The following is an 18,435-nucleotide window of genomic DNA, read 5'->3' as shown; positions in this document are numbered from 1 at the left end:
ACCACGCTCACGCTCTTCTGGAGCGTTATCGATTGATGCGAAGTCTTTTGCTGTACCACCGTATACTTTTGCAAGTACGTTTGTGATTGCTGCAGTTAGAGTTGTTTTACCGTGGTCAACGTGGCCGATAGTACCAACGTTTACGTGCGGTTTTACGCGTTCAAACTTTTCTTTTGCCATGACGAAACCTATAAGTTTTGTGTATCTAGATTACATATAAAAATAATCCACGACGAGTGTGGATTAGAATTATTCAGTCTATTATAAATATTTTTTCGACAATTCAAAGGAAGTATTTGAGAAGATTCTTCGGAGACTGGTGCTGATAGGCAGATTTGAACTGCCGACCTCACCCTTACCAAGGGTGCGCTCTACCAACTGAGCTATATCAGCACGCCAGACGAACTGGAGCGGGCAGCGGGAATCGAACCCGCATCATCAGCTTGGAAGGCTGAGGTAATAGCCATTATACGATGCCCGCTTTAGGAACCTGTTCTTAACTACCTCTAACCGTCAAGAATAAAGTGGTGGAGGGAGCTGGATTCGAACCAGCGAAGGCTGAGCCGTCAGATTTACAGTCTGATCCCTTTGGCCGCTCGGGAACCCCTCCACGTAAAATTCTTTCCTAAAGCATCCTATACAAGATAGGGTAAAAAGATGGTGCCGACTATCCGAGTCGAACGGATGACCTACTGATTACAAGTCAGTTGCTCTACCAACTGAGCTAAGTCGGCACTGCTTTAGTACGGGGCGAGATATTAGAGCAACCATTGACTTGATGCAACAGGAATATGCAAAAAAATTTAAATTTATTGTTCAAACGCTCAGTTTTAAGCCAATCCCATGACATTTTTACAGTTATTGTGGGTTTTTCCACCAAACTGACAGCCCTTTGAATACCAAAAGGTCATCAAAAACCGCTGACGCAATATGGTTTTTTATTAACTCGCCATATCCACCTGCGCACAATACCAACGCAGACTCATTATTAAGTTGCTGTTTTGCACTATGTACGAGCCCAAGTGTTGCGGCTAACGCACCATTTTTCACCGCTTCTGGTGTATTTTTAGCAAATTCTGCGGCAAAAGGCGTGTTGTCATCACAAAATACCCGCTCTGCACGCGCGGTAATACTGGAAATCATGAGATCGATACCTGGCAAAATCCACCCACCCATGTGTATCCCTTGTGCAGTCACTACATCAACCGTGGTCGCAGTGCCAGAATCAATCACGATTATATCTTGCGTTGGATATAGAGCATGCGCGGCGAGTACCGCAAGCCACCTATCAATCCCCAAATTTTTAAAACTAGGATAGGCGCAAGTTACCCCAGCTCGCCTTGGCGATACTTGTGCTTGCTCTAGCACAAGACCAAACTCAGAGGCGCGACTTTCCACCCACTGTAATCCCGCTCCCTTACCAACCTGAGAGCAGACAATTGCAGTTAGCTTTTGCCATTCAATATTACTTTCTTTTACAGGACTAATACGGCCTTCATGCTCAAGCGCATATTTAACTGCAGTATTACCTACGTCGATTAGCAGTTTCACGATATCACCTTTCTTAACGAAATTTCACCGCCATAAAAAGCTTTAAGCTCACCATCTTGCCTAAGCAATATGCCTCCTTGCATATCGATGCCTTCACAGATCCCACGCCATTCTCTTTGTCCTGTGCTCAAGGTCACTGCGTCACCTTTAAAGGCATTTAGACTATTCCATTCGGTCACCATTTCGCTCAGTCCAGACTCTTTATACTGGGCAAGACGCTCAGACAAGGAGTGAGTGAGCTGCACCACTAACTGATTTTTATCAATTTGGCCTAAGTGCGTTTGCAGATCTGTCCACGCTTGGTCGATGTGTTTAGAGGCAGATTCTGGCATGCATATATTTAGCCCAATCCCAATCACGAGATGGCAAGGCCCTTCCACCAGCCCCTCTAGTTCAACCAAGATCCCCGCCAGTTTTTGCTGGTTGAGATATATATCGTTTGGCCATTTTAGTTCAACGGAAATACCATAAAGGACCTTTAACGCATCATATACTGCAAGTCCTACAGCAATGGATAAGCCCATCGCCGCTTGCATGCCAGCGTCAAACTGCCAGTAATAACTGTAATAAAGGTTAGCACCAAAGGGCGATTGCCATACCCGACCTCTGCGCCCTCTGCCAGCTTGCTGCATTTCAGCCACCAAGACATGGCCTGAGCCCATATTCTGTTTGTCCTGTAAACGACGCATTAGCTCGCTATTCGTGGAGTCTATAATTGCGTAATATTCGATTGGACACTCACTTTGAAACTGCTGTTGCCATAGAGTATTCAACTTACTTTGATGAATAAGTGGTAAGCTATAATTGAGTTTATAACCGCGGCCATTGACTCGAAAAATATCCACGCCCATCTCTTGCAACGCCGCTATATGCTTCGCAATAGCCGCGCGACTAATACCTAATTGCTCGCCAAGTTCTTGCCCTGAGATAAATTCTCCTTTATTCAAGGCCGCTAAAATCGTTTGCTTTTTATGATCAGGCGTTTTCATGGCATTCCACACTTTGTAACTGACATTCACCATGCTTTGTTATAAGGCGCACTTCATGCTCAAGTAACACAGCAAATTTTTGCCAAACGGTTTGCTGAATATGACTCACTAACTGTGTTAAATCTTCACCGGTACTGCCACCACTATGAACAAGTACCAGTGCCTGTTTCTCATACACACGAATGGCTCCACGGTGGCAGCCTTTTAGACCCGCTTTGTCAATTAACCAGCCAGCCGCAAGTTTTACATTGTCATTATCCACATCAAACGCTGGCATCTCTGGAAATTTACTTTGCAACTGAGCTGCAAACGCCCTATCAACTACTGGATTTTTAAAAAAGCTCCCAGCATTTGCAAGCGTCGCAGGATCGGGCAATTTACTGTTTCGAGTAACTATCACCGCTTCACAAATCTCTTGCGCGGTTGCTGTATCACTCAAACTTTGTAGAGGGCCATAACTTAACGTTGGCTGCCAACGTTTAGGCAAAGTCAATGTCACTTCAGTAATAACGAACTTATCTTTTAGGCGGTGTTTAAAGACTGAATCTCGATAGCCAAATTCACACTCGGCATTTGTTAATGTCGTGAAGCGCCGCTCAGCGATATCAAATCCTCTAACGGCGGTGATAAATTGTGATACTTCAACGCCGTAGGCGCCGATGTTTTGTACCGGCGCCGCACCAACAGTACCAGGGATCAGCGCGAGATTTTCTAACCCGTCAATTCCGTTATCAAGCAGCTTTGTAACGAGCTGGTGCCAGTTTTCTCCAGCTGCGACTGTAACAACATAACTATCATCTTGTTGCTCGATATCGACACCTAAGGTCGCAAGCTTAATAACGGTTCCAGCATAGTCTTCCAGAAAAATGGTATTACTCCCTTCCCCAATTAAAAAGAAAGGACGACTGAAATCGAGCTCAACCAGCGCATGTGGATCTGTGATAACGATAAGGGACTCGCAACCCGACGGCAGCGAAAAAGTGTGATAAGACTGCAAACTTGTCACTGCAGCACCTTGCCAATATTAACTAAACTGGCGCTAGTGTAGCGCATTGCCCTGACTTACGCATTAACGTCATCTTACCCATCATTTTATGTAACCCATCGGCTTATACTGTTTAAATGGTCAGAAATTAGTTATGTTAGCCGTTCTAATTGGGAATATTCTTTTTATAAGAGCAGCATTATGATGAAACTTTCGGCACTTACGCTCAGCCTCGCCATGGCTGGCCTTGTCCACACTGCTGATGTAAACGCAGCCGTTGACCAACACACTTACGCCAATCTTAACGATGTTATTACCACACACTTGCATTTAGACCTAGACGTTGACTTTGAAGATAAGCAGCTAGAAGGTTTTGTTGAACACACACTAGATTGGCAGAATCGCCAAGCAAGAACGCTGGTACTAGATACGCGTGACCTCGAAATCGACAAAGTGATGTATCAAGGTAAAGATGATAAATGGCATACCGCCAAGTTTGATCTTGCCAAGCGCGATGATGTGAAAGGTGCTAAGTTAACTATTCACTTTAAAGAGCAAGCAAAAAAAGCACGTATTTATTACAACAGCTTGCCAGTAGCATCAGGTCTACAGTGGTTAACACCACAGCAAACCGCAAGTAAATCTCACCCATTTATGTATAGCCAATCTCAAGCTATTCATGCTCGTAGTTGGATCCCTGTGCAGGATACGCCAGCAATGCGTGTGACTTACTCTGCTCGTGTACATACGCCTAAAGATGTGCGTGCGGTAATGAGCGCGGACAATACCGGCGCATTGATCAAAGATGGCGATTATTGGTTTGATATGCCGCAAGCTATCCCACCGTACCTAATTGCAATTGGTGCAGGTAACCTTGAATATAAAGAGATGTCGCACCAAACTGCGATTTTTGCAGAACCGCAAATCCTCGATGCCTCTGTTGCAGAGTTTAACGATACACAAGCGATGATCGACAAAACCAATGCCATGTATGGTGAATACGCTTGGGGTAGATACGACCTGCTCATGTTGCCGCCTAGCTTCCCGTTTGGAGGTATGGAAAATCCACGCCTGTCATTTATCACGCCAACCGTAGTTGCCGGTGACAAAAGTTTAGTAAACCTAATCGCCCATGAGTTAGCGCACTCTTGGTCTGGCAACTTAGTGACCAACGCAACATGGGAAGATCTGTGGCTAAATGAGGGTTTCACCTCTTACGTTGAAAACCGTATTATGGAAGAAGTGTTTGGTCGTGACCGCGCGGTGATGGAGCAAGCTCTTGACGCTGCTGGGCTGCGTGCACAACTTAAAACTATCGCCGCTCCTGATACACGCATGAATTTAGAGCTTAATGGCCGCGATCCTGACGATGCATTTAGCTCTGTACCTTACACTAAAGGTCAATTATTCCTTATTTATCTAGAAGAAAAGTTTGGTCGTGACAAGTTCGACAAGTTTGTTAAAACCTACTTTAACACTTTCTCTTTTAAATCTCTGACTACTGATGAATTCGTCGCGTACTTAGACAAAAACTTGCTACAGCAATATCCTGGTATCGTGAGCTTAGAAAAAGCCAAAGAGTGGATTTATGAGCCAGGCTTGCCAAGCGACGCACCGAACCCAACTTCTGATGCTTTTGAAAAAGTGGATGCGCTAACTCAAGCTTGGTTAAAAGACGAGAAAACACTTGCAGATTTACCGACCGACGCTTGGACAGTACATGAGTGGCTGCACTTTATTAATAACTTACCAAGAGATCTCGCCATCGAGCGTATGGAAGCATTGGACAAGGCATTTAAGCTGACGCAATCGACCAACGCTGAACGCGCATTTGCTTGGTATATGCTAGCAGTAGGTAACGGCTACCAAGCTATTTACCCAGACCTTGAAAAGCATCTAGTAAGTATTGGTCGTCGCAAGCTTATTGTGAATTTATACAAGTCCCTCATTAAGCATGGCAAGCGTGACTGGGCTTACCGTGTTTATCAACAAGCACGTCCGGGATACCACCCACTTGCTCAAGGCACCATCGACGCCTTATTTGAATAATACCAATTGTATTAGGTAAATGAGCTATTTGAATCGGAGAAATAGCTTTAGTAGCTCCGCTCTCGCGTCCTGCTACCGCCAAGGTACCTATATCCATATAGGCAAGGCAAAAATTTTGCTATTTAGTTGTTCTAAATGAGAAATTTTTAACGACGCTAATATGGTATTTCCCCCTTCAAATTGATTGGAGACTTAGTGCAATTGGTATAATACATTTCAAAAACAAAAAGAGCGCTTCAATAAGCGCTCTTCTCTATTTTAAGTTTAAGTTCAAACTTAAATTACTTGTGATATTGACGGCTAAATTCGTGAACCGCATTGATGAAGACACCTGCATTTTCAGGGTCAACATCAGGTGTAATGCCATGGCCTAAGTTAAACACATGACCATTACCTTCGCCAAAGCCGGCTAATATATGCTGAACTTCTTCACGAATACGCTCATGGGTACCGTGTAGCATTGAAGGATCCATATTACCTTGTAGTGCGACTTTATCGCCTACACGACGTTTTGCATCGGCAATATCAATCGTCCAATCTAGACCAACTGCATCACATCCAGTAGCTGCAATTGCTTCAATCCATTGACCGCCGTTCTTCGTGAATAATGTCACAGGTACTTTGCGACCATCATTTTCACGGATCAGGCCATCTACAATTTTGTGCATATATTGTAGTGAAAACTCTTTGTAGTCACGTGGGCTTAATACTCCACCCCAAGAGTCGAAGATCATCAGCGACTGAGCACCCGCTTTTACTTGCGCATTTAGGTAGTCGATAACCGAATCAGCCACTTTATCTAGCAGTAGGTGGAGTGTCTGCGGCTCTGCAAACGCCATCTTTTTAATCTTACCGAATGTTTTGCTGCTACCGCCTTCAATCATGTAAGTCGCTAGCGTCCATGGTGAGCCGGAGAAACCAATAAGTGGTACTTCACCTTTAAGCTCACGACGAATTGTACTCACTGCATTCATTACATAACCAAGCTCATCGGTTGGATCTAATTTTGGTAGCTTTTTAACATCGTCTAACGATTGGATAGGACGCTCAAACTTTGGACCTTCACCAGTTTCAAAGTAAAGTCCAAGTCCCATTGCATCTGGAATAGTCAAAATATCGCTAAACAGAATCGCCGCATCTAGTGGATAACGACGCAGCGGCTGTAATGTCACTTCACATGCCAGTTCTGCATTTTTACAAAGGCTCATAAAGTCACCAGCTTGTGCTCTGGTGGCACGATACTCTGGTAGATAACGACCAGCTTGGCGCATCATCCATACTGGTGTGACGTCAACTGGTTGTTTTAATAGCGCTCGTAAATAACGATCGTTTTTTAATTCGCTCATAGCGTCTCTATTCCAATACTTAAATTCAATTGTGCGGATTGTATCACTAAGTGCACATGGGCACTATCTAAACTATCCTTGCCAACGCCTCGTTATGATCTAGATTAAACCTCACTTTATTAGGAACAAATTCATAAGCTTGTGTAAAAATTACCGAAACAAGCGATTAAACTGTTTGCAACACGATTAAAAGGTTGGTATAAAATTACCGCGTTAGAAAAATAACAACAAAACACCTTCAATTAGAAAAATAACAACATTACGCAACAAGCTAAACTGCTATTTTGAACCACCTTGAGTTTCTCTCGGTGGTTTTTTTATTTTTATCCTCCTGAATTTGTTAACATTCCCGATAATCAAACCAATAATCTTTTGATCTTTTTACGCTTTTACAGAAAAAATTGGTTGACCTTTTGCCCCGTTTCCCTTTCCATAGAGGTAGGTAACCCGCTTAAGGAGAATCACTATGCTTTCGCAGTTAGAACAAGCCCAACAGAAATGGGGAGGCAGCCATAGTGTAATTGATGCATGGTTAGCAGAGCGTCAGGAACTATTGGTTTTATATTATAAAGTTGCAGGATGCTCACCAACTCGAAATGGTAAAGCACTTCCTGAGCAAGTTGACATTCAGTCATTCTGCCAGATTTTGATGGACTATCTTTCAGCTGGTCATTTTGAAATTTATGACAACATTGTTGAGGCCTGCCAAGAAAAAGGCCCTGAAAGCGCAAAATTGGCTCAGTCACTGTACCCTCGAATCACAGATACGACTGATACCGCACTTGATTTCAACGACAAATACGCTGAAGTAAATCAAGAAACACAAGAATTAGCAGACTTCGATAACGACTTGTCTGTGTTAGGTGAAACGCTTGAGTTACGCTTCCAATTGGAAGACGAACTGATCGATAACCTTTATTCTAATCACACTGAATAGTCTAAATTTGCGGGCACCAAAATATAAAAAAAGGTGAGATAGCTATCTCACCTTTTTCTTTACGGACACTGCCAAATTATTCAGCAGCTTCTTCAGCTTCGTCTTCGATACCTAGCAGTTCAACTTCAAATACCAGTGTTGAGTTAGCTGGAATTTTACCAAGGTTACGAGTGCCGTATGCAAGCTCCGCAGGAATAGTAAACTTATACTTAGCGCCAGTGTTCATTAACTGTAGACCTTCAGTCCAACCTGCAATAACTTGATTTAGGTTGAAAGTGGCAGGCTCATTACGTGCGTAAGAGCTATCGAACTCAGAACCATCTAGCAATGTACCTTTATAATGCACTGTCACCTTGTCTGTTGCGACTGGCTTTTTGCCATCACCTTCACTTAGCACTTCATATTGAAGACCTGACTCAGTCACCTGAACGCCCTCTTTCTTCGCGTTCTCAGCTAGGTACTTATCGCCTTCTTCTTTATTTTTCTTCGCGTCAGCTTCAACTTTAGCAGCTTGCTTTTCACGAACAGAAGAATCTAGTGAAGTGAGTACTTCACGGATTTTTGCTTCATCCAGCTTAGCTTCACCAGCCAGAGCGTCTTTAAAACCACGCATAAGTAACTCTTGATCAAGTTCAATGCCTAGCTCTTTTTTATCCGCTAAGTCTTTTTGCAAGAAGTTACCAACTGAAGCACCGATACCGTATGCTTGCTGTTGCACCTCTGTATCTAGCTTAACTTCAGCAGGCTTCTGCTCTTCTGCTTTTTTATTACACGCTACTAGTGCTAACACTGAAGCAGCAACGAGTGACAGTTTAATTGTCTGTTTCATTCTCAACTCTCCGACAGTCCCTACTATCAAAACACCAATGCTCGCGCAAGAGAGCTTGATATGCGGTGCCATTGTTAATTTTATATTAATAAGAAAAGGTGCTAGCCACATTAACATTCTCTGATCAGAATGCCAATATGCATTTGCTTGCCATTATCGCGTAACGACATTACGCTTTTAATACGCTAATATCAAAATAATATCTTGTTTTTAGTGCCTTTAGTCTAACTGTTGTAGACTTCGGAGTTAAGGAGGATTTACCTAATTTATGGTCAAACTCGTCAACATTAAGTGGACAAGCCTCCTCTTTGCATGCGCGATGCTCAGTTGCTTCACCTTAACCGGCTGTGGCCCTGACACTTCAAAAGCCGTTATGACCATAGAACATGCCAGCAGAGGGGCATTTTCTGCAGCTATCTCTGCGGACGGTCACTACAGCCTTGTTTCATCCATAGAGCATGGGGCCGTACTTTGGGATAATCAAGAGCAAGGCCTCAAATTTCAATGGCGTCACTCTGATGCCCCCGACGATCTCATTCACTCACTGGCTTTAGCTAATGACAACTCCACGGCCGTCACTGCCACTGATAAAACATTCGCCATCTGGAGCGTCGAAAGCGGTCAAAACCTAGGATATTTTGAGATCGAGTCTGGCACTATTCGAGATATCGCAATTAGCAATGCGGGCCGATATTTACTCTATGCCCGCAGTGATAACGTTGTCGTTCACCTCGACTTAGAGAGTGGAAGGCGGATAGAGTTCCTTGGACATCAAGAAAATATCAATTCTATTGCCATGTCTCCCAATGGTCACTTTGCCTTAACCGGAGGCAACGACTATACCGCTTACTTTTGGGATACTAGAACGGGGCAAGTGATCCATCGCTTTAACCACCCAAGTCGCGTGACCAAAGTTGCATTAGATGACCAAGGAAGATTTGCTTTTACCGCAGATAGCATGAAAAAAGCGAGCATTTGGCAATTAACTTCTGGTGATCTCAAAGCACAATTACAGTATATTGCTCGCCAGAAAATTTTCAGTGCAGTGCGCTTTAATCAAGACGCAACGCTCTTGGCTACCGGCTCACCTAACCGCGAGCTTATTTTATGGCAAGTGAGTGATGGCGAACGATTGCAAACTTGGCGTGTACAACCCCGAGAAGGCAGCCGCCCCAAGTCTGCGGTTGTATTTGACGTTACTTTTCAAGACCAAGACACTGCATTGTTAACCGAAAGCTCCAGCGGACTACTGGAAAAATTTGCGCAGGTGAAAAAGCCATGAACGAAATCGAAAACAGAATTACTGAGCTTGAGGCTAAGCTTGCCTTTCAAGAAGATACAATCGAAACCTTAAATGAAGAGCTAAAGGCACATCAGCAGCGCTTGGCTAAAATGCAACGACAAATTGAGCTATTGGCAGAGAAAATGAAAGAAGGCCGCGATCCGGGTTTAATGCCTCAACATCAAGAGCCACCACCACCGCACTACTAACAAATAAATTGAAAACCGGGGTGAGCACTCACTCCGGTTTGAACACTCCAATAACTTGCTCAAACTGGCGTGTAGAAGCCTGTACCGCATCTTTCGGCTGAGACATTACGTGGCCACACTCAACACATTCAACTTTTTCAACATCATGCTCTTTGTAGAGCATCATTACGTCGATTTTTTGGCATTCTGGACAACTTGCCCCTGCAATAAAACGCTTCTTAACTTTCAACTCTACACCTCTAATGAACACCGAGTTTAAGGTTTGTCATTTTATCCTAATTTTATTTGTCATGATACGCTTGGAGTAAGGGATTGGATCCATGCTATGATGCGCGCAATTTAGACAGACTTTTAGAATTATGATCCAACTTTCTGATATCGAGCTACTTCGTGGCAGTAAAACACTGCTAAAACAAGCTAATGCAACGCTTTATCCACAACATAAGGCGGGCCTTGTCGGTGCCAATGGCTGTGGTAAATCATCTCTCTTTGCGCTGCTAAAAGGTGAGCTGCAACTCGATTCAGGTGATTTTTCTATTCCAAAAGATTGGTCTATTGCATCGGTAAAACAAGAAACCCCAGCACTCTCCATTAGCGCCCTCGAGTATGTACTACAGGGACACCCTGAATACTATGTATTGAGAACGCAGCTACAACAAGCGGAGCGGGACGGTGATGGGGAACTACAAGCAAAAGCACACCAACAGCTAGAGAACATCAAAGGGTATAGTATTGAAGCCAAAGCGGGTGAACTACTCCATGGCCTTGGTTTTAGCAATGAACAGATTGAGTTTGCCGTTAGCGACTTTTCTGGTGGCTGGCGCATGCGCTTGAACCTTGCGCAAGCGCTGATCCGCGATGCCGATTTATTACTTCTGGATGAGCCAACCAACCACTTGGACTTGGACGCGGTTTATTGGCTAGAACGCTTTTTGCGCGCCTATCAGGGTACATTAGTGCTTATTTCTCACGACCGCGAATTTTTAGATGCGGTTGTTAGCGAGATTTGGCATATCGACCAACAGCAGATCAACGTTTATAAAGGTCACTATTCTCAGTTTGAGCGTCAAAAAGCAGAGCGCATGGCACAGCACCAAGCGCTTTACGAGAAGCAACAAGAAACGATTGCACATTTAGAGAAGTTTATTACCCGCTTTAAAGCGAAAGCGAGTAAAGCAAAACAAGCGCAAAGTCGTGTGAAGGCCCTTGAACGCATGGAAATGCTTGCGCCCGCTCATGCAGATTCACCATTTAATTTCGAATTTGCAGATCCAACAAGCTTGCCTAATCCATTGATGACACTAGAGCAAGCCAAAGCGGGCTATGGTGACGTTACCATTTTGCATGACATCAAGCTTAATCTGGTCCCAGGTAGCCGTATTGCGTTACTTGGCCGCAACGGCGCTGGTAAATCGACCCTAATCAAGTTACTTGCCGGCGATTTAACCCCACAAGCTGGTGAAGTGTTTCAACATCAAGGATTAAATGTTGGCTATTTTGCTCAGCATCAGCTTGAGTCTCTCGATCTTGAGGCCAGTGCGGTTACCCATATTCAACGTCTAGACCCTAAAGTACCAGAGCAGCTTATTCGCGATTTTTTGGGCGGTTTTGCTTTTCATGGTGATAAGGCCCTCGAACCCGTTGCGCCGTTTTCTGGTGGCGAAAAAGCACGACTCGTACTTGCGATGTTGGTGTATCAAAAGCCGAACCTGCTGTTACTCGATGAGCCGACCAACCACCTAGATTTAGAAATGCGACACGCACTAGTAATGGCCTTACAAGGTTTTGAGGGTGCAATGGTCACGGTTTCCCACGATCGCCACATGCTGAAAAATACCGCTGACGAGTACTATTTAGTTGATAATGGAACCGTTTCTCAGTTCGGCTATGACTTAGATGCCTATTACCAATGGCTTATGAATGCCAATAAAGAGCAAGCGAAATCAAGTGGTTCAGAGGCTGAACCAAAGCAAAACTCTAATGCCAATCGTAAAGAGCAAAAGCGTCTTGAAGCCGAATTCAGAAAAACCATTCAGCCGTTGAAAAAGTCGATTGAAAAGCTCGAAAAACAGCTCGACAAACTCACTGAGCAAGCAGAGGAGATTGAGCAAGCTTTGGCTGACAACAACCTATACACGGACGAAAACAAGGCAAAATTAAGTGACTTACTAGCAAAACAAGCCAAGATAACCCCAGAGCTTAATGACATAGAAGAAAACTTATTAATGGCATTGGAAGAGTTAGAAGAAAAGCAAAATCATTTCGATGAGACTGGAGAGATATGCTAAGTCGTGAAGACTTTTGGCAGTTTGCCTGTGAGTTCTACAGCCGCCCGCAAATGCAATCGCGGCTGCTGAATTTGCAAGATACTGCAGGCAAAAATATCAACCTGTGCCTGTTACTTTGTTACCTAGACACTTTAGCACTGACGATTACCCCCGACACCCTAGCCGCACTGGTAAAGACTGCTAAGCAATTTGACCAAGCGGTGCTACAACCCCAACGCGCGATCCGCCATACCCTAAAAACACATCACCAAGACTACCAAGACTATCAAAAGTTGCGTTCAGCGATGCTGACCGCAGAGCTTGAGCTTGAAAAGCGTCAACAAGCGCTATTGCTGGAGACATTAAAGCGCTTTTCGTCTGCACCACTGCAATCAAGTAACAATGTGCTGCTCTATTTGAGTCAGAGTGAGTACGACGCTTTATTCAATACGACTGACTTCTAAGCCATTAAATCAATATAAGCCCTGTTATTTACCCAACTTAGATATAAAACCTGATCGAGATCAAGCCTTTGCCTAGGTTTGATTTCACTCAGGATTGAAACTTGATCTTGATCATATCAAGCCCCTCAGACCTCCACTACTATTTACTCATCGACAAATTAGGAGGCACAGCCATGAACGTATTCTTTAGAGACTTTTTTTCCGACCCTGTGTTGTTTCTGTCTTTTGGCTTTTTAGGGATTGTAATTTTGCTGTGCTGTTATTACGTCTACTTTTTCATTAAAAAAGTCATGGACGCTGAAGTACCTAACGAACAATAGAACAGATTTAAATGTATTACCTTGGGGCGATTGAAGAATAAGTAGTAGAAGATCGGCTCGACGTAGTTCCCCAACTTGCAGAATTAAGCACGACGCACAAAGCACCTTATCAGTTTACTGGTCGGGTGCTTTTTATTTGCTTAACCCTCACCTGATAATACGTTAAACTGGCTAAAACGTGTTTTGCAACTGGATAGCTTCCTTTCTTTGCTTTGCGAGCAACCGCCAAAAAGACGCAGTTTCTATTATGAATCAAGCCATGAAAACAATAACAGCCGATAATTACGAATTTAAGCCTGCTTGGTGGATGCGCAACCGCCATGCCCAAACCATACTTCCGCGATTCTTTAGGCCGAGATTACAGGTGCCCGTCGACTATGAAACACTAGACACACCAGACGATGACTTTTTAGAACTTGCATGGGCAAAACACGGCGACAAATCGGCACCTTTGGTTGTGGTATTGCATGGGCTAGAAGGCAATATCAACAGCTTTTATGCAAAAGGCCTATTAAAAGCGTTGGTACACCATGGTTTTGATGCCGTACTGATGCACTTTCGCAACTGCTCACGTGAAGTAAATCGCCAAGCCAGAGCTTATCATAGCGGCGAAACTTCAGATCTTGGCTTTTTTATAGACACGCTAAAAGCCCGTTTTCCTAAACGGCCATTATTTGCGGTTGGCTTTTCGCTCGGTGGCAATGTACTTGCCAAATACTTGGGAGAAACCAAATCGCAAAGCGGTCTTGAGGCTGGCGTTGTCGTCTCAGCGCCTTATCACCTTTCTTCCTCTTGTCAGGTGATCAGAAAGAGCTGCTTTAAGCTCTATCAAAAATACTTGCTAGACAGGATGAAAAAGTCTTTTTCACGTAAGCTAGACACCATCCAGTCGCAAATTAGGATAGACAAGCCTGCCCTTTATGCCATTGATGACCTATGGCAATTTGATGATAAGATAACGGCACCGCTGCATGGTTTTAACGGTGCGGAAGACTATTACGCACAAGCAAGTTCGCAGCCCTACTTAACCCAGATCACGACACCAACACTCCTGATCCACGCCGAAGATGACCCCATGCTATCATCACAAGCCGTGCCTACAGCCGCTCAGGTTAACTCACCGGTAACGCTTGCAGTGAGCCCACACGGTGGTCACGTAGGGTTTATTTCGGGAAGTAACCCCCTTAAACCAAAGTTTTGGCTAGAAAGCGTTATCCCACAATATTTACAGCAAATTTATAGTAAGGCTAAGTAGTATGCTCATTCCCTATCAACAACTTCCGCAAGAGACGCTGGACAACCTTATTGAGCATTATGTGCTGCGTGAAGGAACAGACTATGGCGATACTGAAGTCAGCACCGAGAGCAAAGTCGCGCAAGTGAAAGCACAACTAAAATCCGGAGAAGCGCTGATCGTTTTCTCGGAATTACATGAATCGGTGAATATTGTTAGCAAACAACAATTTCAAGCGATGCAAGCACAGGAAGATTACGAGTATTAAAAAACCTTCAGCTTTCTTTGTATTTAGCGCTAATCGTAAACAGTTGTCGTAGTGACAGGAGTTGTTACAATCAAATTTCTATAACTATAAAGGAAAGGCAATTTTATGAAGCTCGGCACTGCTCTTTGCGCCCTCGCGCTGGCTGTTTCTACCGCTTATGCAACTGAATACAAAGCCTCTGAGCGCGCGGTTAAACTCGCTCACGATAACATCCTAATTGATACACACATCGACGTTCCATACCGCATCCAAAGTAAATGGGATGATGTTAGCCAAGCAACCGAAGGCGGTGATTTTGATTACCCTCGCGCGGTAAAAGGCGGTCTTAATGCGCCATTTATGTCTATTTATATTCCTGCTAATTTAGAATTTGAAGGTAAAGGTAAAAGCTATCAACTCGCCAATCAACTGATTGACGGTATGGAAGCCTTAGCGCATCGCGCACCAGATAAATTTGCAATGGCTTACAATACCGATGACATTTATGCGCAATTTGACAGTGGTATTATGTCTATCGCGATGGGCATGGAAAATGGCTCACCCATTGAAGGTGAGATGAAAAACCTTAAGCATTTTTATGACCGTGGCGTACGCTATATCACCTTAGCACACTCGCAAAGCAACCATATTTCTGACTCTTCTTATGACGTACGCCGTAAATGGAAAGGCTTAAGCCCATTTGGTAAAGAGCTTGTGGTTGAAATGAACAAAATTGGTATGCTCATTGATGTATCACATATTTCCGATGACGCCTTTTATCAGGTTATGGACATTTCAAAAGTGCCGGTCGTTGCTTCACATTCATCCCTGCGTAAATACACCCCAGGATTCGAGCGCAATATGGATGACGAAATGCTCAAAGCCTTGGCAAAAAATGGCGGCGTGATCCAAATTAACTTTGGCTCGAGCTTTGTAACGGCAAAAGCTGGAGCTTGGTATGACAAGCGTGACGAAGCACAAAAAGAAGCCAAAGACAAAGATCGCACCGATTTTAGAGCGGCGTTTAGAGCAAAAAATCCGTTCCCATTTGCCACACTTGATCAAGTGCTAGATCACATTGACCACGTCGTTAAGTTGATAGGGATAGATCATGTAGGCATTGGTTCAGATTACGATGGTGTGGGTGACTCACTACCGGTTGGCTTGAAAGACGTGTCAACGTATCCAAATCTTGTGCAAGGTCTTTTGGATAGAGGCTACAGTGACGCTGATATCAAAAAGATTTTAGGTGGCAATACCCTACGCGTGTGGAAGCAAGCTGAGGCTTACGCAAAGAAGTTTGCTAAATAACTGTTCAAACGACTGATTTCATAAGGTGTGCCGTGCCGCACGGCACACCTTACAAGACCTTAGACTTTAAACTGGGATAATTCATCCACCAATTTACTGGTGACTCGCAGCACATCATCCGAAATTTGATGCGTTTCTCCAGACAGTCGCTCGCCGTCCAATGTTTTGTCATTTAAATCAGTTAGATTACTGCTAATCTCAGTAGACACTGCATTTTGCTGCTGAGTCGCATGAGCGGTTTGCTCTGAAAGCTCAGTCACTTTCACCGCACTTTGTGCAATTAACTCCAATAGCTCCGTTGCCTTCGTAAAACTTTCTACTGCAACATCAACATACTGCTTACCATCTTCAATGGTCTTTTGTGAGTCCTCTACGCTATGTGAGAATGCTTCTAACATCTTCTGAATATCATTAGTGCTGTCTTGTGTTCGAGTGGCTAGTGACCTAACCTCGTCAGCTACCACTGCAAATCCACGACCTTGTTCACCCGCTCTTGCCGCTTCAATTGCCGCGTTGAGCGCTAATAAATTGGTTTGCTCAGCAATCCCGCGAATAACATCGAGCACTTGCATAATGTTTTCAGAGTTTTTTTGTAAAGCTAACGAACTGGAGAGTGCCGCTTCCATATTATCAGCAAGATGAGTGATTTTTTGTTTTGAATCTGCCAACACCGTTTTACCTTGTGCTGCGTAGCGATGTGAAGCTTCAGCTTCTTTCAATGAGTTTTCAGCCACCGACGAGACTTCTTGACTTGAGTGACTTAGCTGATTCACCGCGCTAACAATGGTATGTGATGACTTACCAAGCGAGTCGATTAAGTCATGGCACTGTGTGGCATAATGACTGAGTTTTGACGACAAACTCGACAGCTCGCCACCATCTTTCACAAGTGCTGTAACCATCGCCTGTAAACTCTCGAGAAAATGATTAAAGTTTAGCGATAGCTTTGCAAACTCATCATTGCCTTTGATTTCAATGCGACCAGTTAAGTCTCCATCTCCAGAGGCAATTTCAGAGATCCTATCCGACACAAAATTTATCTGCTTTGCTAGCTGACGAGGGATCCGATAAGCAATCCAACAAGCAATACCAAGTAGGAGCAAGGCACCAACGCCAAGTCCCCATTTTATCTGAGTAACCTCAGCAACGACTAACGCACGACTTGCAGCAGATTTTCCATCGGCTAATTCACCGGCTTTATCAAGCACATTACGAACTGCACCAAATAACTTGGCCGACTCAGTTTGAAGCGCTTTATCTGTTGGGGTTTTAATACTCGCCACCGTCACGCGATACCAACTTTGAAAGTCCGCATCAAAAGTTGCAAAACTACCCAGCTCACTCTGGTGGAGTGACATAAACTGAAGATACTTTTGATAGCGCTGTTTGACCTGCTCGGCGTTTTCTTCAAAATCCGCCCACTTATCTTCACCAGCTAATAATTTGAGGTAGGCTTCTTGAGCTTGATAAAAGTCTCTATCCGCATTGAGTACCACTGACACCGCTTTTAAATAGTTTTCAGTTTGGATCTCAAGTGCCGATTGCACCTTATTGAGCAACACCGAAAAACCAAAAAACACAAATAGCAGCACGATCGTCAACATAGCCGTAGGCAATGAACTTTTGACTCGAATACTATGTAAATCCATCTTCATACACCTCAAATAAGAGATAGTAAAAGCCTAGACCATATAAAGATTTATAGACAAATATTCGCAGCATATAGCTACCGAGTTTAATGCTGAAAAGATGAAAATTGAGGCGATGACCTAGAGAGTAAATACTCAGCTTCAGAATCAATAGTATGAAGTTTTAGATTGTGTAGGAAAAGTAGGCTAACTATAAAACTTCAGCACCAATAAAATTGGTTGCGGGAGCCATTAATTTATGAAAAGTGAACCGACGACTTTTGTACGAGTTCTTTAGATTGTGCAGCCCAATTAAGAATTGGTTGCGGGAACTATTAATTTATGAAGAGTGAACCGACGACTTTTGTACGAGTTCTTTAGATTATGCAGTTCAATTAAAAATTGGTTGCGGGAGCCATTAATTTATGAAGAGTGAACCGACGACTTTTGTACGAGTTCTTTAGATTATGCAGTCCAATTAAAAATTGCTTGCGGAAGCCAGTAATTTATGAAGAGCGAACCGACGAGTTTCGGAGTAATTCTTTAGATTGTGCAGTCCAATTAAAAATTGGCTGCGGGAGCTATTAATTTATGAAGAGTGAACCGACGAGTTTTGGAGTAGTTTTTTAGATTTTACAGTCCAATTAAGAATTGCTTACGGGAGCCAGTAATTTATGAAGAGTGAACCGACGAGTTTCGGAGTAGTTTTTTAGATTTTACAGTCCAATTAAGAATTGCTTACGGGAGCCAGTAATTTATGAAGAGTGAACCGACGAGTTTCGGAGTA

At 43.7% G+C, this 18,435-nt stretch carries 18 protein-coding genes and 4 tRNA genes; 10 read left to right on the top strand and 12 right to left on the bottom strand.

Annotation, left to right across the window (positions count from 1 at the left end; translation table 11 throughout):
• The 8 genes from EXT48_RS00865 to murB all read right to left on the bottom strand — a co-directional run.
• Positions 1 to 180 (bottom strand): GTP-binding protein (locus EXT48_RS00865; RefSeq protein WP_240703331.1); only part of this gene is annotated, 180 nt, incomplete at its 3' end.
• A gap of 137 nt (positions 181 to 317) precedes the next feature.
• Positions 318 to 393 (bottom strand) — tRNA-Thr (locus tag EXT48_RS00860).
• A 13-nt stretch (positions 394 to 406) separates the two neighbouring features.
• Positions 407 to 481 (bottom strand) — tRNA-Gly (locus EXT48_RS00855).
• Positions 482 to 525: 44 nt separating this feature from the next.
• Positions 526 to 610 (bottom strand) — tRNA-Tyr (locus tag EXT48_RS00850).
• A 48-nt stretch (positions 611 to 658) separates the two neighbouring features.
• Positions 659 to 734: transfer RNA gene (locus EXT48_RS00845), tRNA-Thr, on the bottom strand.
• A 124-nt stretch (positions 735 to 858) separates the two neighbouring features.
• On the bottom strand, positions 859 to 1,551 hold the full coding sequence (locus EXT48_RS00840) for a type III pantothenate kinase (protein ID WP_010374559.1): 693 nt from the start codon (positions 1,549 to 1,551) through the stop codon (positions 859 to 861).
• Complete coding sequence (gene birA, locus EXT48_RS00835; RefSeq protein ID WP_130163327.1) at positions 1,548 to 2,540, bottom strand: bifunctional biotin--[acetyl-CoA-carboxylase] ligase/biotin operon repressor BirA; 993 nt, start codon at positions 2,538 to 2,540, stop codon at positions 1,548 to 1,550. The genes EXT48_RS00840 and birA overlap by 4 nt, the downstream gene beginning before the upstream one ends.
• Complete coding sequence (gene murB, locus EXT48_RS00830) at positions 2,527 to 3,546, bottom strand: UDP-N-acetylmuramate dehydrogenase (RefSeq protein ID WP_130163326.1); 1,020 nt, start codon at positions 3,544 to 3,546, stop codon at positions 2,527 to 2,529. Before murB ends, birA begins: the two co-directional genes overlap by 14 nt.
• 183 nt (positions 3,547 to 3,729) lie before the next feature.
• On the opposite strand from murB, the gene EXT48_RS00825 reads away from it, so the two are divergent.
• Positions 3,730 to 5,574, top strand: a complete 1,845-nt coding sequence (locus EXT48_RS00825; RefSeq protein WP_045990604.1) for a M1 family metallopeptidase — start codon at positions 3,730 to 3,732, stop codon at positions 5,572 to 5,574.
• Positions 5,575 to 5,855: 281 nt separating this feature from the next.
• On the opposite strand, the gene hemE is transcribed toward EXT48_RS00825, so the two are convergent.
• On the bottom strand, positions 5,856 to 6,920 hold the full coding sequence (gene hemE / locus EXT48_RS00820) for a uroporphyrinogen decarboxylase (RefSeq protein ID WP_010374544.1): 1,065 nt from the start codon (positions 6,918 to 6,920) through the stop codon (positions 5,856 to 5,858).
• Positions 6,921 to 7,386: 466 nt separating this feature from the next.
• Between hemE and EXT48_RS00815 the strand changes: the two genes are divergently transcribed.
• Positions 7,387 to 7,857, top strand: coding sequence for an Rsd/AlgQ family anti-sigma factor (locus EXT48_RS00815; protein WP_010607921.1), 471 nt, complete (start codon positions 7,387 to 7,389; stop codon positions 7,855 to 7,857).
• A 76-nt stretch (positions 7,858 to 7,933) separates the two neighbouring features.
• Here EXT48_RS00815 and fkpA read toward each other — a convergent pair whose 3' ends face one another.
• Entirely contained in the window at positions 7,934 to 8,686 is a 753-nt protein-coding gene (gene fkpA / locus EXT48_RS00810) for an FKBP-type peptidyl-prolyl cis-trans isomerase (RefSeq protein WP_026001096.1), read from the bottom strand.
• 268 nt (positions 8,687 to 8,954) lie between these two features.
• Between fkpA and EXT48_RS00805 the strand changes: the two genes are divergently transcribed.
• Positions 8,955 to 9,968 (top strand): WD40 repeat domain-containing protein, encoded by a 1,014-nt coding sequence (locus EXT48_RS00805; RefSeq protein WP_130163325.1) that lies wholly within the window; start codon positions 8,955 to 8,957, stop codon positions 9,966 to 9,968.
• Positions 9,965 to 10,177: a SlyX family protein gene (locus EXT48_RS00800; protein ID WP_010374533.1), complete on the top strand. Its 213-nt coding sequence runs from the start codon at positions 9,965 to 9,967 to the stop codon at positions 10,175 to 10,177. The genes EXT48_RS00805 and EXT48_RS00800 overlap by 4 nt, the downstream gene beginning before the upstream one ends.
• 28 nt (positions 10,178 to 10,205) lie before the next feature.
• Here EXT48_RS00800 and EXT48_RS00795 read toward each other — a convergent pair whose 3' ends face one another.
• Positions 10,206 to 10,406 (bottom strand): YheV family putative zinc ribbon protein, encoded by a 201-nt coding sequence (locus EXT48_RS00795; RefSeq protein ID WP_010374531.1) that lies wholly within the window; start codon positions 10,404 to 10,406, stop codon positions 10,206 to 10,208.
• Between the two features lie 130 nt (positions 10,407 to 10,536).
• Here EXT48_RS00795 and EXT48_RS00790 point away from each other — a divergent pair, with 130 nt between their 5' ends.
• From EXT48_RS00790 to EXT48_RS00770, 6 genes are all read left to right on the top strand, one after another.
• Positions 10,537 to 12,465, top strand: a complete 1,929-nt coding sequence (locus tag EXT48_RS00790; RefSeq protein ID WP_130163324.1) for an ATP-binding cassette domain-containing protein — start codon at positions 10,537 to 10,539, stop codon at positions 12,463 to 12,465.
• Entirely contained in the window at positions 12,459 to 12,908 is a 450-nt protein-coding gene (locus EXT48_RS00785) for a TIGR02444 family protein (RefSeq protein ID WP_130163323.1), read from the top strand. Before EXT48_RS00790 ends, EXT48_RS00785 begins: the two co-directional genes overlap by 7 nt.
• A 173-nt stretch (positions 12,909 to 13,081) precedes the next feature.
• On the top strand, positions 13,082 to 13,228 hold the full coding sequence (locus EXT48_RS23670; protein WP_010374526.1) for a hypothetical protein: 147 nt from the start codon (positions 13,082 to 13,084) through the stop codon (positions 13,226 to 13,228).
• A 247-nt stretch (positions 13,229 to 13,475) separates the two neighbouring features.
• Positions 13,476 to 14,483, top strand: coding sequence for a hydrolase (locus EXT48_RS00780; RefSeq protein WP_130163322.1), 1,008 nt, complete (start codon positions 13,476 to 13,478; stop codon positions 14,481 to 14,483).
• A 1-nt stretch (position 14,484) separates the two neighbouring features.
• Positions 14,485 to 14,730: a YheU family protein gene (locus tag EXT48_RS00775; protein ID WP_010607914.1), complete on the top strand. Its 246-nt coding sequence runs from the start codon at positions 14,485 to 14,487 to the stop codon at positions 14,728 to 14,730.
• A 105-nt stretch (positions 14,731 to 14,835) separates the two neighbouring features.
• On the top strand, positions 14,836 to 16,020 hold the full coding sequence (locus EXT48_RS00770) for a dipeptidase (protein WP_039494707.1): 1,185 nt from the start codon (positions 14,836 to 14,838) through the stop codon (positions 16,018 to 16,020).
• A 59-nt stretch (positions 16,021 to 16,079) separates the two neighbouring features.
• On the opposite strand, the gene EXT48_RS00765 is transcribed toward EXT48_RS00770, so the two are convergent.
• A complete protein-coding gene (locus tag EXT48_RS00765; protein ID WP_130163321.1) occupies positions 16,080 to 17,669 on the bottom strand; it encodes a methyl-accepting chemotaxis protein in 1,590 nt (529 codons plus the stop codon).
• Positions 17,670 to 18,435 lie beyond the last annotated feature (766 nt).

Source organism: Pseudoalteromonas sp. CO348 (genome assembly GCF_004208845.1).
Taxonomy (GTDB): domain Bacteria; phylum Pseudomonadota; class Gammaproteobacteria; order Enterobacterales; family Alteromonadaceae; genus Pseudoalteromonas; species Pseudoalteromonas maricaloris.
The sequence above is the reverse complement of the archived record's forward strand: the minus strand, read 5'-3'. Positions and strand labels throughout refer to the sequence as shown.

Bases quoted from the DNA above. Each gene is read 5' to 3' on its own strand.
- birA (WP_130163327.1), bottom strand. From the start codon at position 2,540: ATGAAAACGCCTGATCATAAAAAGCAAACGATTTTAGCGGCCTTGAAT.
- EXT48_RS00825 (WP_045990604.1), top strand. From the start codon at position 3,730: ATGAAACTTTCGGCACTTACGCTCAGCCTCGCCATGGCTGGCCTTGTC.
- hemE (WP_010374544.1), bottom strand. From the start codon at position 6,920: ATGAGCGAATTAAAAAACGATCGTTATTTACGAGCGCTATTAAAACAA.
- EXT48_RS00815 (WP_010607921.1), top strand. From the start codon at position 7,387: ATGCTTTCGCAGTTAGAACAAGCCCAACAGAAATGGGGAGGCAGCCAT.
- fkpA (WP_026001096.1), bottom strand. From the start codon at position 8,686: ATGAAACAGACAATTAAACTGTCACTCGTTGCTGCTTCAGTGTTAGCA.
- EXT48_RS00805 (WP_130163325.1), top strand. From the start codon at position 8,955: ATGGTCAAACTCGTCAACATTAAGTGGACAAGCCTCCTCTTTGCATGC.
- EXT48_RS00800 (WP_010374533.1), top strand. From the start codon at position 9,965: ATGAACGAAATCGAAAACAGAATTACTGAGCTTGAGGCTAAGCTTGCC.
- EXT48_RS00790 (WP_130163324.1), top strand. From the start codon at position 10,537: ATGATCCAACTTTCTGATATCGAGCTACTTCGTGGCAGTAAAACACTG.
- EXT48_RS00785 (WP_130163323.1), top strand. From the start codon at position 12,459: ATGCTAAGTCGTGAAGACTTTTGGCAGTTTGCCTGTGAGTTCTACAGC.
- EXT48_RS23670 (WP_010374526.1), top strand. From the start codon at position 13,082: ATGAACGTATTCTTTAGAGACTTTTTTTCCGACCCTGTGTTGTTTCTG.
- EXT48_RS00780 (WP_130163322.1), top strand. From the start codon at position 13,476: ATGAATCAAGCCATGAAAACAATAACAGCCGATAATTACGAATTTAAG.
- EXT48_RS00775 (WP_010607914.1), top strand. From the start codon at position 14,485: ATGCTCATTCCCTATCAACAACTTCCGCAAGAGACGCTGGACAACCTT.
- EXT48_RS00770 (WP_039494707.1), top strand. From the start codon at position 14,836: ATGAAGCTCGGCACTGCTCTTTGCGCCCTCGCGCTGGCTGTTTCTACC.
- EXT48_RS00765 (WP_130163321.1), bottom strand. From the start codon at position 17,669: ATGGATTTACATAGTATTCGAGTCAAAAGTTCATTGCCTACGGCTATG.